Genomic DNA, 16,586 nt, shown 5'->3' on the forward strand with positions numbered 1-16,586 from the left:
ATATTTTACTGCATATCGTCTCGATGCTCTACTAAATCTATGGCACCTAACACGACATGGGCCAATCCGAAACCAATTATACCAGCAGTAATCATTGGCGTCATCCTTTTACGCTTCATTACAGTTCCTGTGGCTGTTACAACAGTACCTAATACAGTTGGGATTAATCCTTCTTGAACTTTCATAAAAAGAACGCCTCCTTTTTTGTTAATGAAGTTCTCTAATAGTATCATACAATGAGTTGCTTTTTATCCATATCAGGCACAGTAAGATAATGTAAAAGATGGTTGCAAATGATTTAATAATACTTTAAATTGGTGTTCTGATTACCTTTAAAACAAATGGATAAATCTACAAAGGATATAAATGACTAAATTATGGTAAAAAAAGTGAATAAGAAGCTACTAAGGACAAAAATTGACGAAAGTGACTTTCGAGGATATACTTTCTCTAAAAGAAAAGCAATTAGGAGGTACAACAGATGAATTGGAAAATCATATCAATGATGGTTTTAATCATATTTTTTGCCACGGGTTTGATGGCATGTCAGCAACACAACGAGAGTACAGAGGAAGAAGAAACAGTTTTAATCATAGAGGAACCACAAGAAGGAGAATTACAAGTAGAAGAATTAGAAATAGAGGAAATCCAGATCATTGAAGGGTTGATTCAAGAGATGACATTAGAAGAAAAGATAGGTCAGTTGTTTATGCCAGCCTTTAGAAGTGATCATGAAGGACGACCTCTAAAGAAAATAAATGAATCGGTAAAAGAACAAATCAAACAGTATCATTTAGGTGGTATCATCTTATTTGCTGAAAACATTGAATCGATTGACCAGACAAAAAAATTGATCGATGACATGCAAAAAAACAGTCGCCTTCCTATGTTCATTGCAGTCGATGAGGAGGGAGGCAGAGTCACGCGATTGAATCATAGTCGATCTCAACTTCCTGCTACTCAACTTCCAGGAAATGAAGTGCTAGGAAAAACAAAGGATCCCACACTATCCTATGAGGTAGGGCGATTATTGGGAAGAGAGCTATTATCTCTTGGATTTAATATGAATCTAGCCCCGGTGGCAGATGTCAATACAAATGCCAAAAATCCCGTCATAGGAGACCGTTCCTTTAGTGATAATCCCCAAGAAGTAGGAATCATGGCAAGTGAGATGGCGAGAGGATTACAAAATGAAAATGTAAGTGCTGTATTCAAGCATTTTCCTGGACATGGAGATACTGAATTTGACACGCATCATCAAGCTGTTGTCATTAATCATGATTTGGAGCGGCTACAGTCGGTAGAATGGGTTCCCTTTCGGAAGGGAATCGAGGTGAGTGTTGATGCAATCATGACGGCCCATATACAAATGCCACAAATAACGGGAAATGATTTTCCCGCCACGCTGTCTAGCAAGATCATTACAGAAATCCTAAGGGAGGAAATGGGATATGAAGGGATGGTCATTACGGATGCTTTGGAAATGTCAGCTGTTTCCCAGCATTATACCTCGGCAGAAGCAGCAGTATTAGCCATTGAAGCAGGAGTGGATATTCTTTTGATGCCTAGGTCATTAGAGGAGGCCTATGGGGGGGTCCTTGAGGCAGTATCCCTTGGTTTGATCACTGAGGAAAGAATAGAGGAATCAGTTCGTAGGATTCTTCAAGTTAAGCTTAAAAGAGGTGTTTTAGAGGGATCCCAGACTAAAGAAGACCCATTTGAGGTGATTGGTTCTGCTTACCATGCAAAAATTGTGAAAGAAATAATGAATAAGCTAGGAAGATAGAAGATATGGTCCCATAAGGGAAGAATTTTATAGATAAGCCTGCTAATGTCTTGTGAGATTCGGTGAGAGTATGAGGAATATATATAGAGAGTATGAGGGAATTTGTGGGTAAAAATAGAATGTGATAGGCTATAGTAGGGTTGGAAAAACAAGAATCCCAAAAAAATTATAGGAGATGATTTTGTTTTGAGTAATTTGAATAGCGATGATGTTAGGCGGATGGTTAAAGAAGAGAATGTGAGGTTCATCCACCTGCAGTTTACGGACATTTTTGGAAAACTAAAAAATGTAGCCATCACACCACAACAATTGGATACAGCATTAGACAATGAAATTATGTTTGATGGATCTTCAATTGATGGTTTCACAGGTGTAGAAGAATCTGACATGTATTTAGCGCCAGACCCTTCGACTTTCGTTATTTTTCCTTGGGTTTCAAATGGTTTCGGAACGGTAGCAAGAATGATTTGTGATGTATATAAACCAGATGGAAGTCACTTTGAAGGATGTCCTCGTGGAATTTTAAAGAGAACATTAAGTGAGTTAAAAGAATACGGTTTTGATTACTTTGTAGGTCCAGAAGTGGAGTTCTTCTTATTTGAAAGAGATGCAAATGGAAATCCTACTAGGGAAATTAATGATCATGCGGGATATTTCGATTTAGCCCCAACTGATGAAGGTGAGATTGCCCGTAGACATATGTGTCTAACACTTGAAGAGATGGGATTCTATATTGAAATGTCACACCATGAAGCCGCACCGGGACAGCATGAAATCGGATTTAGATATGATGATGCACTGACTACAGCAGACAATGTGTCAACATTTAAGCAGGTTGTTAAAACCATTGCAAAAGAACATAAATTACATGCCACATTTATGCCTAAGCCCTTAACGGGAAAACATGGGACCTGTATGCATTTAAACCAATCCCTATATAAAGATGGTAAAAATGCCTTTGTAGATACAAATGATGAACTACAATTAAGCCAGGAAGCCTACTATTTTATTGGTGGACTGATTAAATATGCTAGAGAATTTGCAGCCATTACCAATGCCACTGTTAATTCCTACAAACGATTTGTACCAGGATTTGAAGCCCCTACAGACATTGCATGGGCAACGGCCAATCGATCACCTTTGATTAGAATACCAGCAAAGCGGGGAGAGGCCACAAGGGTAGAACTACGGAATCCAGATCCAACAGCCAATCATTATTTAGCCTTTGCGGCGGCATTGGCAGCAGGATTAGAAGGAATTAAGAATAAAATTATTCCTCCTGAATGCTGTAATGTAAATATGTATGATATAGATGAAAAAATTAAAGAAAAACAAGATATTGAAAAGTTTCCTAGTGATTTAAGAGAAGCCATCAATGAACTTGAAAATAGTGAATTGATGAAAAAGACATTAGGAGAACATACCCATAGAACATATATTGCGGCAAAGAAAGCCGAGTGGAATGAATATGCCCACCAAATCCATGATTGGGAATTCAAACGATATTTAAATGAATAGAAGTTAATATGATGAGAAGAATAAACTAAAATCAATCAATAATGAGAAAGGCAGGGATGCTAAGTCCTTGTCTTTCTCATTATTCAGAAGGAGATAGACTTAAGACTAAATCATTTTCGTTGGAGTGTATCAGAGAAATAAGCATCTCTTATGGATTATACTAGGGAAAAATGCAAAAATCTAGTATAATATAATGAATAAAACCAGACTTAATCTAGTGGAAGCTTTGACTCCCATGGAGATAACAATATTATTGATGACAAGGTAGACATACCAAAGGAGGGACAAAATGATTTCTGTACTGATCGTAGAAGATGATCAAATGGTAGCAAAACTAAACAAGCATTATGTAGAAAGTGTTCAAGGGTTTGAAGTTGTGGGGGTAGCAAATGATGGAGAAAAGGCATGGAAATTTATTAATCATAACAATGTTGACTTAATTATTTTAGATATACATATGGCTAAAGTCGATGGGCTTGCTTTCTTAAAGGAAATGAGGAAAAAACTGATTCAGGCAGATGTCATTTTTGTGACAGCGGCCCAGGAATCCGAAACGATAGACGAGGGTTTGAAATTAGGAGCGGTGGATTATTTGATTAAACCCTTTGAATATGAAAGAATGAAAAGTGCCCTGGAAAATTATGAACGAAGATATCATTTGTTGCGAAAAGAACATGTGATTAAACAAGAGGACATTGATAAGATCACAACAAAAAACCCAACACACAACCAAAGGCCATTACCAAAAGGGCTTCATGAGAAAACACTGAAAAAAGTAAGAAGATATATGCAAGATCACAAAGATGAGTTATTGACAAGTGATGAAGTCGCTGCAGAATTAGAATTTTCCAGAGTGACAGTACGTCGATATTTAGAATATTTAGTGTCCATTGGAGAGCTCACACTAGAAATAGAATATGGATCAATAGGCAGACCAAGTAACAAATATAAAATGAGACTTAATTCAGAGGGAGTCTCTGTTCCCACTGAATTGTAGCCGAATTTATTTCGAGGATACAGTGCTTGATCTCCTGCGAGAAAAGGAAGCGGGAGTCTAAGCAATGTACCGAAGATAAAATGAGACTTAATTCAGAGGGAGTCTCTGTTCCCACTGAATTGTAGCCGAATTTATTTTGAGGATATAGTGTTTGACCTCCTGTGAGAAAAGGAGCAGGAGTCTAGCAATATGCCGAAGATAAAATGAGACTTAGTTCAATAAGTAGACAAATAGATAAAGAAATGAGGATGGTTTTAATGAATTATGGTGAAAGAAGTTTGAAAATGCATGAAGAAAAGAGAGGCAAGATTGCTGTCGCATCAAAGGTAACGGTCAAAAATAGAGATGATTTAAGCTTAGCCTATACCCCAGGTGTAGCTGAGCCCTGTAAGAAAATTCATGAGGATAAGGAAAATGTATATAAATATACAGCAAAAGGGAATTTAGTGGCAGTGGTCACCGATGGAACCGCTGTTTTAGGGTTAGGGGATATCGGACCAGAGGCGGCGATGCCTGTTATGGAAGGAAAGGCAATCCTGTTTAAGGATTTTGCTGATGTAGATGCTTTCCCTATTTGTCTAGACACAAAGGATGTAGATGAAATTGTTAAGGCGGTCAAATTCATTGCGCCGACATTTGGGGGAATCAACCTAGAAGATATCGGTGCACCAAGATGTTTTGAGATTGAAGAAAGATTAAAAAAAGAGTTAGATATCCCAGTATTCCATGATGATCAGCATGGAACAGCCATCGTTGTTGTTGCCGGAATCATCAACGCTCTAAAGGTGGTTAATAAGAAAATAGAAGAGACGATTATTGTCGTCAATGGAGCTGGAGCAGCGGGAGTTGCCATTACAAAAATGTTGAATAATATGAATCCTAAAGATGTTCTACTCTGTGACAGACAAGGGATTTTGTATCCAGGATCTCCGGAAAACAATGAATACAAGGAAGCAATGGCTCAGGTGACCAATAAGGATAAAAGAAAAGGAAAACTGGAGGAAGCCATGAAGGGTGCAGACATCTTTATTGGTGTATCGGCGTCAAATGTTGTTACTGAAGAGATGGTTAGAACCATGAACCAAGATGCCATTATATTTGGAATGGCAAACCCAGTACCGGAGATTATGCCTGATTTAGCGTTAAAGGCAGGAGCTAAGGTTGTGGGATCGGGACGTTCGGATTTTCCAAATCAAATCAACAACATTCTTGCGTTTCCAGGGGTATTTAGAGGCGCTCTAGATGTGAGAGCAAGTGAAATAAATGAAGAAATGAAGCTAGCAGCTGCTCAAGGGATTGCCAGTATTATCAGTGAAGAAGAGCTAAGAGCTGACTATGTGATTCCAGATCCATTTGATAAAAGAGTGGCTGGGAGGGTGGCCCAGGCGGTAGCAAAGGCGGCTAGAGAGACTGGAGTGGCTAAAAAATGAAATATGAAGGAAGTGTGTATAGACCACCGAGTGAAGCCTATAGCCTAATTGTACAGACCACCATAGGATGTTCTCATAATGCGTGTACATTTTGTGACATGTACAAGGATAAAGTATTTAGGGTTAGAAAGCTAGGGGAGATTGAAAAGGATCTGATTGAAGCTAGAGAACAATATAATGAAGTGAAGAAAATATTTTTGGCAGATGGGAATTCTTTAGCCCTAAAAACAAGTGATTTGAAGTCTATATTGATAAAAATAAAAGAACTTTTTCCAGAATGTCAAAGAATTGGAGTTTATAGCGCCCCAAAGGACATTTTAAGAAAAACCACAGAGGAGTTAAGTGAGCTTCAGGACCTAGGATTAAAGATCGCATATTTAGGAGTGGAGTCCGGTAGTGATGAAATATTAAAGAAAATTAAAAAGGGTGTGACCTCAGCTGAAATGATTGAAGCGGGAAAGAAAATCGTAGGGTCTGGGATCAAGTTATCCGTTACATTAATATCGGGACTGGGAGGAAAGGATAAATCTCAAGAGCATGCTAAGGAGTCGGCACGGGTGATTAATGAAATAAATCCCCATTATCTAGGATTATTGACCCTTATGGTGCAACCTGGTACGGAAATGTATGAGGAAGTGAAAAGTGATAGGTTTCAACTCTTAAGTCCTAAGGAAGTTATGCTAGAAACCAAAATATTGATTTCGCACCTTGAGGTCAAAAATTGTGTCTTTAGAAGCAACCATGCTTCAAACTATATCCCTTTAGCAGGGACACTACCAGCGGAACGAGAAAAAATACTAGGGCAAATAGAAGAAATATTAAAGGAGGACCATGATTATAAGGAAGAGTATTTCAGGAGATTGTAATGAGAACGATACAATCATAGATTATGATATTGACAGTATAAGCATAATATATCAAAATTTAGCACTCCTTCTAGAAGCCACAAGGAGTGTTTTTTTGTAAATAGATGTTGTTTATACCGATATAAGTACCGTTTGTCCATCGTGGGTTGAAGGATGGATTGCTTGATGGTAGTATATGGGTGAGAACAGAAAGGTTAAATAACAAAACTTTTAAGAAAGGGGGAGGTGAGAATGTTGAATCAAGATAAAAATAAAGGGATCATATACATGATTGTTCTTTTAGTATTGTTAGTTGTAATCATGACAGGATTTAAGAACGCTGATGATTCATATGCAATTGAGGTAGAGGACATAAGGCAGGATCTAGAGGTGAAAATGGATGAGCTTGTAGAAAGAGAAAAGGAAGTTAGAAATCACATTCAGGAGCTATTAGATAATCCACCTCGAGAGAATAGACATACCCATGGATTAAAGGATGGATGTGATTTAAAAGCTTGTGATCAAGAACTATTACTGAACAGGATGGAGCCAACAGTAATTCCCGATGCACATTGGTGTCATACAGGTGACTATCATCAGCGTTGCTTGTTCAATGATCACACTAAAGTGTGCGGTTGTTATTTGTATGAATATAAATGTTGCTGCGGGAAGCTAATGTTATTTGGGACAGAGTATTGCCAGAGACATGTGATTTAAGTAGTGAGAAAACTGAGGAGGAGATGATTTTGGATAGTGCTAGACATAGTGCAAAAAATTGGGTGAGACTTATCTTGTGTTTAGTTCTTCTGTTAAGTCTTGCGAGCGTTCATGTAGCTGCCAATAGTAAAGATAGCATAAAAGTATCTTTCAATAGGGAAAATGATTCAGAAATGAAGTATATGATAGGACAAAATGAAGCTGAAATTTGTAGTGGATAGAACAATATATGTAAAAATACTCCCTATATAGGTCATAGGGAGTATTTCTTATGCAAAAATGCCAAACGATTGTTTAATCGTTAAAGAATAAAGTATAACACCAGTTTACAAGTTTGATTAAGCTACCCAATCCTTATTGAGGAAGCCCTGAACAGATTCTTTAATTTTAGAATAAACTCCTGACTTCAGAACATAAATTCAGAACAAATGATGAGTAAATGTTTAAATTTGAACATTTCTCATTATTTTTTTGTTTATTTACGCCCACGACTTGTCGTGGTGAATAATATGATGTATAATGTAGTTAGAGGGATTTTATGGAGGGATTGTGCATGTATATTAGTAAATCTAAAAGACCAAATGGTAAGTATTTCATATCAATTGCTAAGGGGATTAGAGATCCTGAAACTAAGAAATCAAAAAAAATTCAGATTAAAGGTTTTGGTACTCATGATTTGGATTCTAAATCAGGTAAGAAAGCTCTTGTGCAAGCTGAAGCTGAGCTAAAAGAAATGATTAGACTAGATGAAGCTTCTCGAGGATTTGAAAACTTTGAAGATTTTATTGTATCCATGTCAAAAGATAAGCTTTCTCTTAAGCATAAAAATATTGGCTATCTACCATACTTAGAAATCTTTAACCAATTGAAATTACAAAGTTTCTTTTCTAAGATGGTCAAAGACTCTAAACTTGATTATTCTTTTAGCGATATGATGTTCTATCAAGTACTTGGTAGATTATTCAATCCTTCTAGTAAGCTTGAAGTAGCTACTAGAAAGGATGATTTCCTGTATGATTTTAATTTTGTAAATAACGATAATATTTATTCCTCTTTGGATGTTTTTTCTGGATTTAATAAACATAAATCTAAAGCGTTACAAGATGGCATTCAAGTCATAAACGATATGGAGATTCTCTTAGATACCGTTGATTCAGAGGCTAAAAAAATATTAGAAACTAACATAAACAATACCTCTCACGAATTAGAAGAACTAATAACGTCTTATGATAGTAATTTTGAAATGAATGAAAACAAACTTTTCAAACATCTCAATAAACATATGGAAAAGATTGTTCCAGAAAGAAATATATCTTTAGCCTTTTATGACTGCACAACCTATTACTTTGAGTCTTTTGATGAAGACGGTTTTAGAGAAAGAGGCATGAGTAAGGATAATAAAAGAAATGAAACACAAGTGGTTATGGGTTTATTAATAGACACAAATGGCATCCCTATTTCCTATAGGCTTTTCAAAGGCAACAAACATGAATTACATACCATGAAAGAGGTCATTGACGATATATTAAATAATTACACCATAAAAGAAATTATTATCGTTGCTGACAGAGGCTTAAATTCAAGGGCTAACTTAGAAATGATCCGTGGCAAAGGGCTTAACTACATTGTAGGTTCTAAGGGCAGTGCAGTGCCTAAAGATCTAAAAGAGAAGAAATTCAATTCATCTTGGAACATCACTTCTAAAGCCGAGGCTAAATATAAAAGCGGCTATATCACCAGTAAAAGAAAAGTGAGTCACAATGATGAAACCTATGATGAATTAATCATAAAAAAATATTCAGATGTCTACAAAGAACGGGAGATGTTTAAACAAGATAAAATGCTTGAAAGAGCGAAAAAAAATATAAAAGATTTTACAATTAATTCAACAACTAAATCTAAAAGCAAGTATTACAAAGCTGTTGATAATCCTAAAGAGAAAATAAACATTGAGATCGATGAAGAAAAAATTAAACAAGAACAAGAGAATTTCGGATATTTTTACATCGTTACCAATAAAGTAGAGATGAATCCAGCAGATATAATGGTGGCTTATAAATCCCTGTATAAAATTGAAGAGTCCTTCAGAATATTAAAAACAAATTTAAAAGCAAGACCTGTGTATCACTTTAAAGAACGAAGAATCCGGTCACATTTTTTAATTTGTTATTTGGCCTTAGTCATCCAGAGAGTATTAGAGTATAAATTAGAAGAGAAAAACGTTGAAATATCTACCCATGAAATAATCAATGGTCTAGAAGGGTTTGTTATAGATGAGATTGATTACAAAGTAGACAAATTATATATGATCTCAGACAAATTATTTAAGAGCAAAATAAACCAAGACATATTTAAAATTGAAAAGAATGTTCTACTGAGTAATGAAATCTCCAATATAATTAAAAAGATGTAGTGAGTGCAAAACAAAAATAAAAAGTACTGAAACCTCTGTAAACAGATGGCTTCAGCACTTTTTATTATGAATGATGTTCCGAAGTCAGGTTAAAGAATAAAGTATAACACCAGTTTACAAGTTTGATTAAGCTACCCAATCCTTATTGAGGAAGCCCTGAACAGATTCTTTAATTTTAGAATAAACTTTAGCACTTTCGAAGCTCAATACGAAACTGTCAAATATTAATTCTTTTGTAATTTTAACGCCTACAGCTCTTTTGATCAATTGTGGACTTTTGAATTGATACTTTTCGTATCTTCTGCCCATGAAAGGTAACAAACAAGCAAAAGTATATGCTACAAACAATAGATTAACATATCTTTCTATCGCGGCCTTGTTTCTAACCATATAGTTACCGAAGGACCAAAAGAATTTATGTTGGTAAAACATCACCTCGATGTTCCGTCGCATTCGATAAGTAGTCAGTATTTTACTTATGTATTCATCTTCATTTTGATCATTCAATGCTCCTTTGCTATTTAGGGCGGTATTTATAGTTTTAATTTCATCAGGATTGATACTGCTAATAAAAACTCTTATGGATGAAAATGCTTCAATATCTGTTGTCGTTACTGTAACGTAGATAGAATATTCAAATAGATTAGTCATTACTTTCTTTTCAGCAACATAGTATTCACCTATCTTAGTATAGGGAAATTCTCTGGCGTTTAGTTTTCTACCTTTTTTCCTAGGTCTCCCTCTTTTCCCCGTAGGGGTTGGAGGAAGATCATTTATTGCGGTATCATGTCGTACTGCTGCTACTATCTCTAAATTGTCAAATTCTTTAACCGTGTCTAGGATAGCTCCTTTGCTATATCAGCTATCACACAGTAAAATTACTTGAAACATTTCAAGTTGAGGCATAATACACTTAATTATTTGTGATGCCATTTCAAGTTTGTTCTGCTCCTTCGAATACAGGCGATAGCCTATTGGTATGCTTAAGTACTTCACTTTATTTTGGCAATATAAAGGAATATTTAGTACTACAGATACAAAGCAATGTCCTTTAAGGTATTGACTTCCTGTCTTTCTTGTATGGTCAAAGTGTTTAGCATAACAATCAAATTTATTGCCATATTTAGATTGAAGGGTATCATCAATTGTTATAAATAATGTACTCTCTCTTAATTCTTCTGGTATCAATGATAAGGCAATTGAAACTGTGGTAGTAGTTAGAGCTTCTACTGGAAATTTTGAATAGGATAAAAAGTAATATATTGAATTCAGCACCTTATCGGTGTGTTTCTTGATAAAACTATCATAGACGAATTGTATGGAGCGGACCTCTTCTGTGCAGAGGATCCCCATAATGAGCCAGTAGAAAATATCAAATCTCCGCTTCTTGAAAACTGTTCTATATTGAATTAAATATTGATGTAATGTTTGTTTCATTGAATTACTGGAAATACTAATCATATCAGGCGCCTCCTAGGGGTTTTGATTTATGCTAAGATTAGTATTCCTAGGATTAAGGTGTCTGATTTTGTTATTTTATGGAATTATTTTCGAATCACTACATTACTTGTAAAGTGGTGTATTATAAAGATGATAAGATATTAAGCAATGGAGACAATTTAGTATCTGATTTAGAATTTGAAGCCAGAAGAGATTTTATTGTTCCAAATGGATATGCCCATATAACATCACGGATTTACAGTGTATATGAAACAGGAAATATGTATACAGGCTCTTTTTCATATGAGGATTTTACACCATATTCCACAGATAATGCTTTAATAATTGAAATAGAAAGAGCTGGGTATTCTTATATCGATCGCTACTATCAAAATATTAATGGAGATGTGACAAGCTGGATGCGTTGGGAAGATCCTGTAACAGGTCTAACCACACCAAGAACTTTGGGAGATGGTCCAGATGATGAATATTACGGTCCACACTATCTTGTTATCGATCTTGATACTAATCAAGTAGTAGATTTTGTAAGTGTATTTAACTATTTCTATGTAATTCATGGCAGAATACCCACAATGAGTAATCTTACTCAGATTAACTAAATATTTACTGTTCTATAGCTATTTAATGGTAACAACTTCAATAATTTGTATCAATTTCAAAATATAGTTAAAGTATTTGAAAAAAAATTACGATATTATAGATACAGGGTTTATAACCTTAATCAATTGAATGAAAGGAGGTCTTGTATGAGAATTGCTGGAATTTCTAATTTCTATGTTCCTACAATCAATAATCGCTTGGATTTAAGTAATGTTAAGCGTGCTGAACTTGAAGTAAGCGATACACCTGAACCACATATCAAAAGTGTATATACCTATGAAGGGGGGGGGTGGAACATACTCTAATAAATCAAAGGGTGAAAACATAGAAAACCTGCTCAAAATACTTAAAAATATTAAATCAAAGGAATGTGAATGGCAGGGTGATACAATGACACTACCTACAGGTGAAACATTTCAATTTAAGTATATTAACTCAGTAAATTTACGCAAGGGTAATATGATTGATATGCAAATTTAATCATAGGCTACAATAAACAAGGAGTATGTCAAAATAGATATACTCCTTTTCTTATTTGAGAAGGCAAAGCCCGACTAAGAAAAAAACAAGAGATCAGCTTTTCTCTTTTTTAATTTTTAAAAATCTATCATATTCAGCCATTTGCTTATATAACAAATGAATCATTGGAGTGATAACAACTAATATTAATATACCAAATAGATATAACTCTGGCATTATAAATATTCTAACCCCTCTAAAAAAAAGGTTGCCACTTACATAAACTAATAAAGTTATAAAACCTGACTTCGGAACATCATTCATAATAAAAAGTGCTGAAGCCATCTGTTTACAGAGGTTTCAGTACTTTTTATTTTTGTTTTGCACTCACTACATCTTTTTAATTATATTGGAGATTTCATTACTCAGTAGAACATTCTTTTCAATTTTAAATATGTCTTGGTTTATTTTGCTCTTAAATAATTTGTCTGAGATCATATATAATTTGTCTACTTTGTAATCAATCTCATCTATAACAAACCCTTCTAGACCATTGATTATTTCATGGGTAGATATTTCAACGTTTTTCTCTTCTAATTTATACTCTAATACTCTCTGGATGACTAAGGCCAAATAACAAATTAAAAAATGTGACCGGATTCTTCGTTCTTTAAAGTGATACACAGGTCTTGCTTTTAAATTTGTTTTTAATATTCTGAAGGACTCTTCAATTTTATACAGGGATTTATAAGCCACCATTATATCTGCTGGATTCATCTCTACTTTATTGGTAACGATGTAAAAATATCCGAAATTCTCTTGTTCTTGTTTAATTTTTTCTTCATCGATCTCAATGTTTATTTTCTCTTTAGGATTATCAACAGCTTTGTAATACTTGCTTTTAGATTTAGTTGTTGAATTAATTGTAAAATCTTTTATATTTTTTTTCGCTCTTTCAAGCATTTTATCTTGTTTAAACATCTCCCGTTCTTTGTAGACATCTGAATATTTTTTTATGATTAATTCATCATAGGTTTCATCATTGTGACTCACTTTTCTTTTACTGGTGATATAGCCGCTTTTATATTTAGCCTCGGCTTTAGAAGTGATGTTCCAAGATGAATTGAATTTCTTCTCTTTTAGATCTTTAGGCACTGCACTGCCCTTAGAACCTACAATGTAGTTAAGCCCTTTGCCACGGATCATTTCTAAGTTAGCCCTTGAATTTAAGCCTCTGTCAGCAACGATAATAATTTCTTTTATGGTGTAATTATTTAATATATCGTCAATGACCTCTTTCATGGTATGTAATTCATGTTTGTTGCCTTTGAAAAGCCTATAGGAAATAGGGATGCCATTTGTGTCTATTAATAAACCCATAACCACTTGTGTTTCATTTCTTTTATTATCCTTACTCATGCCTCTTTCTCTAAAACCGTCTTCATCAAAAGACTCAAAGTAATAGGTTGTGCAGTCATAAAAGGCTAAAGATATATTTCTTTCTGGAACAATCTTTTCCATATGTTTATTGAGATGTTTGAAAAGTTTGTTTTCATTCATTTCAAAATTACTATCATAAGACGTTATTAGTTCTTCTAATTCGTGAGAGGTATTGTTTATGTTAGTTTCTAATATTTTTTTAGCCTCTGAATCAACGGTATCTAAGAGAATCTCCATATCGTTTATGACTTGAATGCCATCTTGTAACGCTTTAGATTTATGTTTATTAAATCCAGAAAAAACATCCAAAGAGGAATAAATATTATCGTTATTTACAAAATTAAAATCATACAGGAAATCATCCTTTCTAGTAGCTACTTCAAGCTTACTAGAAGGATTGAATAATCTACCAAGTACTTGATAGAACATCATATCGCTAAAAGAATAATCAAGTTTAGAGTCTTTGACCATCTTAGAAAAGAAACTTTGTAATTCCAATTGGTTAAAGATTTCTAAGTATGGTAGATAGCCAATATTTTTATGCTTAAGAGAAAGCTTATCTTTTGACATGGATACAATAAAATCTTCAAAGTTTTCAAATCCTCGAGAAGCTTCATCTAGTCTAATCATTTCTTTTAGCTCAGCTTCAGCTTGCACAAGAGCTTTCTTACCTGATTTAGAATCCAAATCATGAGTACCAAAACCTTTAATCTGAATTTTTTTTGATTTCTTAGTTTCAGGATCTCTAATCCCCTTAGCAATTGATATGAAATACTTACCATTTGGTCTTTTAGATTTACTAATATACATGCACAATCCCTCCATAAAATCCCTCTAACTACATTATACATCATATTATTCACCACGACAAGTCGTGGGCGTAAATAAACAAAAAAATAATGAGAAATGTTCAAATTTAAACATTTACTCATCATTTGTTCTGAATTTATGTTCTGAAGTCAGGAAACAAGAGATCAGCTTTTCTCTTTTTTAATTTTTAAAAATCTATCATATTCAGCCATTTGCTTATATAACAAATGAATCATTGGAGTGATAACAACTAATATTAATATACCAAATAGATATAACTCTGGCATTATAAATATTCTAACCCCTCTAAAAAAAAGGTTGCCACTTACATAAACTAATAAAGTTATAAAATAAACTGAAAGATACTTGATGTACTTGGGTATATGCTTTCTTATCAATACTTTTATATAAAGCAATTCAATTATAATTGATGTGATGACGGCAATACATATTGAAAAAATATACGATGAAGGCTCTTGAAAAAATGTATTTCCAGATATCCAATCAATAAAAAAAGCAATTAGCACACCAGTCAATAATGATAGTAGAATATAAATAGGACAAGTTAAATTGAGTTTTCTTTCATGTTTGATGTATAATAAATAAACAAACAAAGGAGACGAAATTTATGGGAAAGCAAAACAAACATTATGATGCTGAATTCAAACAGGATGCAGTTAATTACTATTACTCATCGGGTAAAACAGGAGACCAAGTTGCAAAAGAATTAAAAATATGAAAATCTACTTTGAGCAAGTGGATCCGGGATGCAAAAAATAATGAGGGTATTGTTCAACATCGAGGATCTGGAAATTACAGCTCTGACATAGAGAAAGAAAATGCACGTTTGAAAAAAGAATTGCGAGATTCACAAAACGCATTGAATATTTTAAAAAAGGCTATAAGCATACTGAACGATTAGCTGAAAATATCTATAAGAGTGTAGATGAAGCTACTAAGAAACGCAAAATTTCAGTTAGCAGTGTGCTTAAAATTATCGGCGTTTCGACAACTGGTTATTACAGCTTTAAAAAGCGAAAGCCTTCAAAACAGAGTATTCGCAAGCAAGAAGTAAAGAAAGAAATTGTTGAGATATATAACGAATCAAAGCAAATTTATGGAGCACCCAAAATCACAGAAACATTGCTCTCAAGAGGGCACACCATTGCTGAGAAGACTGTAGGCAACTATATGCGAGAAGAAGGCATAAAAGCTATATGGGTAACTCGTTATGTTAGAACAACAATTGCTCCTGATTTTGATACTAAACTTAAAAATATACTTAATAGAGAGTTTAACCCCACTTCTCCAAACACGATTTGGGTAACTGATTATCCCGATGTCGGGATAAGATTGATATTACTTACATTGAAACCCCTACAGGCTTTGTTTATATGACCGCTATAATAGATTGGAGTACTAGATTTATAGTCGGGTACACAATCAGTAATACTTTACAAGCAGATGTTGTAGTAAGAACCGTTAAACAAGCAATAAAGACCTAGTGAAATGTATTATTCAACAGAAAAAATCGCTGCATAGCGTTAAAACAAGAAGGAAGGTTTATCTTAGAAAATTCGATTTCGTGTCTTGACAAGCGTGCACATTATACTTTTTGGTGTACCTATCATCGGAAATTGGATATGGATTTTTCATTTTACTTTAACTTATTCAAGATTTCATTTAATTATACATTTTAAAGGATATTAAATGCTTATGAAGAATAATATAATTCAAACTACTTTAGGGAATGAATTACCATAGGAGTAGGAAATGATTCATAACGGGGGATGAAGACATGAAAGAAATTAAATTAAAGGATGGAATATTTAATTCAATGGGGTGAAACTTCAGAGATAATAGGTAAAATAAACTTGAGGGTGAGAACAGATAATGTATCAGCAATTCATCTATATGAAAAAATGGGCTTTCAAATAGAAGGAACAATAACAAGAGAGTTCAAGATAAACGATACTTATTATGATGCCCTCTTCATGGGGTTAGTGATTGATTAATATGATACATAGTGACAAAATCAAGGGGGGTAAAACCTCTACATGGCAGGACAATGGTTAATGCACCGGAGGATTACCAACTGCCGTCATAATTG

The 16,586-nt window shown here is 34.2% G+C and carries 17 protein-coding genes and 1 pseudogene; 14 read left to right on the forward strand and 4 right to left on the reverse strand.

Features of this window, described 5'->3' with window-relative positions; translation table 11 throughout:
* Window positions 1–5: 5 nt before the first annotated feature.
* Entirely contained in the window at window positions 6–185 is a 180-nt protein-coding gene (locus AMET_RS06430; protein WP_012062546.1) for a hypothetical protein, read from the reverse strand.
* A 296-nt stretch (window positions 186–481) separates the two neighbouring features.
* On the opposite strand from AMET_RS06430, the gene nagZ reads away from it, so the two are divergent.
* The 8 genes from nagZ to AMET_RS06470 all read left to right on the forward strand — a co-directional run bounded on the left by nagZ (window position 482) and on the right by AMET_RS06470 (window position 9,706).
* A complete protein-coding gene (gene nagZ / locus AMET_RS06435; RefSeq protein WP_012062547.1) occupies window positions 482–1,786 on the forward strand; it encodes a beta-N-acetylhexosaminidase in 1,305 nt (434 codons plus the stop codon).
* A 186-nt stretch (window positions 1,787–1,972) separates the two neighbouring features.
* Window positions 1,973–3,304, forward strand: coding sequence for a type I glutamate--ammonia ligase (gene glnA, locus AMET_RS06440; RefSeq protein WP_012062548.1), 1,332 nt, complete (start codon window positions 1,973–1,975; stop codon window positions 3,302–3,304).
* A gap of 289 nt (window positions 3,305–3,593) precedes the next feature.
* Window positions 3,594–4,301 (forward strand): response regulator, encoded by a 708-nt coding sequence (locus AMET_RS06445; RefSeq protein ID WP_012062549.1) that lies wholly within the window; start codon window positions 3,594–3,596, stop codon window positions 4,299–4,301.
* Window positions 4,302–4,558: 257 nt separating this feature from the next.
* Window positions 4,559–5,731: an NAD(P)-dependent malic enzyme gene (locus AMET_RS06450; RefSeq protein WP_012062550.1), complete on the forward strand. Its 1,173-nt coding sequence runs from the start codon at window positions 4,559–4,561 to the stop codon at window positions 5,729–5,731.
* Complete coding sequence (locus AMET_RS06455) at window positions 5,728–6,597, forward strand: radical SAM protein (protein ID WP_012062551.1); 870 nt, start codon at window positions 5,728–5,730, stop codon at window positions 6,595–6,597. The genes AMET_RS06450 and AMET_RS06455 overlap by 4 nt, the downstream gene beginning before the upstream one ends.
* 231 nt (window positions 6,598–6,828) lie before the next feature.
* The gene (locus AMET_RS06460; protein ID WP_012062552.1) at window positions 6,829–7,293 is read left to right on the forward strand and encodes a hypothetical protein; all 465 of its coding nucleotides are present in this window, start codon (window positions 6,829–6,831) and stop codon (window positions 7,291–7,293) included.
* A 29-nt stretch (window positions 7,294–7,322) separates the two neighbouring features.
* Window positions 7,323–7,514 carry a hypothetical protein gene (locus tag AMET_RS06465; RefSeq protein WP_041720439.1) on the forward strand — a complete coding sequence of 64 codons (192 nt, stop codon included), beginning with the start codon at window positions 7,323–7,325 and terminating at the stop codon, window positions 7,512–7,514.
* A gap of 332 nt (window positions 7,515–7,846) precedes the next feature.
* A complete protein-coding gene (locus AMET_RS06470) occupies window positions 7,847–9,706 on the forward strand; it encodes an IS1634 family transposase (protein ID WP_041720441.1) in 1,860 nt (619 codons plus the stop codon).
* Window positions 9,707–9,832: 126 nt separating this feature from the next.
* On the opposite strand, the pseudogene AMET_RS27475 reads toward AMET_RS06470, so the two are convergent.
* Window positions 9,833–11,167: pseudogene (locus AMET_RS27475) on the reverse strand (IS701 family transposase).
* A gap of 77 nt (window positions 11,168–11,244) precedes the next feature.
* Here AMET_RS27475 and AMET_RS06480 point away from each other — a divergent pair.
* Window positions 11,245–11,766 carry a hypothetical protein gene (locus AMET_RS06480; protein ID WP_012062554.1) on the forward strand — a complete coding sequence of 174 codons (522 nt, stop codon included), beginning with the start codon at window positions 11,245–11,247 and terminating at the stop codon, window positions 11,764–11,766.
* Between the two features lie 147 nt (window positions 11,767–11,913).
* Window positions 11,914–12,072 carry a hypothetical protein gene (locus tag AMET_RS25615; protein WP_157047172.1) on the forward strand — a complete coding sequence of 53 codons (159 nt, stop codon included), beginning with the start codon at window positions 11,914–11,916 and terminating at the stop codon, window positions 12,070–12,072.
* A gap of 268 nt (window positions 12,073–12,340) precedes the next feature.
* Here AMET_RS25615 and AMET_RS25620 read toward each other — a convergent pair whose 3' ends face one another.
* A complete protein-coding gene (locus AMET_RS25620; protein ID WP_157047173.1) occupies window positions 12,341–12,550 on the reverse strand; it encodes a hypothetical protein in 210 nt (69 codons plus the stop codon).
* 66 nt (window positions 12,551–12,616) lie between these two features.
* Window positions 12,617–14,476, reverse strand: coding sequence for an IS1634 family transposase (locus AMET_RS06490; RefSeq protein ID WP_041720446.1), 1,860 nt, complete (start codon window positions 14,474–14,476; stop codon window positions 12,617–12,619).
* 628 nt (window positions 14,477–15,104) lie between these two features.
* Here AMET_RS06490 and AMET_RS26460 point away from each other — a divergent pair.
* The 4 genes from AMET_RS26460 (at window position 15,105) to AMET_RS06505 (ending at window position 16,491) form a co-directional block, all read left to right on the forward strand.
* Entirely contained in the window at window positions 15,105–15,215 is a 111-nt protein-coding gene (locus AMET_RS26460) for a transposase (protein ID WP_242661401.1), read from the forward strand.
* Window positions 15,216–15,460: 245 nt separating this feature from the next.
* Window positions 15,461–15,874 carry an IS3 family transposase gene (locus tag AMET_RS06500; RefSeq protein ID WP_012062559.1) on the forward strand — a complete coding sequence of 138 codons (414 nt, stop codon included), beginning with the start codon at window positions 15,461–15,463 and terminating at the stop codon, window positions 15,872–15,874.
* The gene (locus AMET_RS27310; protein ID WP_157047175.1) at window positions 15,871–15,981 is read left to right on the forward strand and encodes a hypothetical protein; all 111 of its coding nucleotides are present in this window, start codon (window positions 15,871–15,873) and stop codon (window positions 15,979–15,981) included. The genes AMET_RS06500 and AMET_RS27310 overlap by 4 nt, the downstream gene beginning before the upstream one ends.
* A 315-nt stretch (window positions 15,982–16,296) precedes the next feature.
* Window positions 16,297–16,491: a GNAT family N-acetyltransferase gene (locus AMET_RS06505; protein WP_041720449.1), complete on the forward strand. Its 195-nt coding sequence runs from the start codon at window positions 16,297–16,299 to the stop codon at window positions 16,489–16,491.
* Window positions 16,492–16,586: the final 95 nt, after the last annotated feature.

The sequence above is a fragment of the Alkaliphilus metalliredigens QYMF genome (genome assembly GCF_000016985.1).
Lineage (GTDB): Bacteria > Bacillota > Clostridia > Peptostreptococcales > Natronincolaceae > Alkaliphilus_A > Alkaliphilus_A metalliredigens.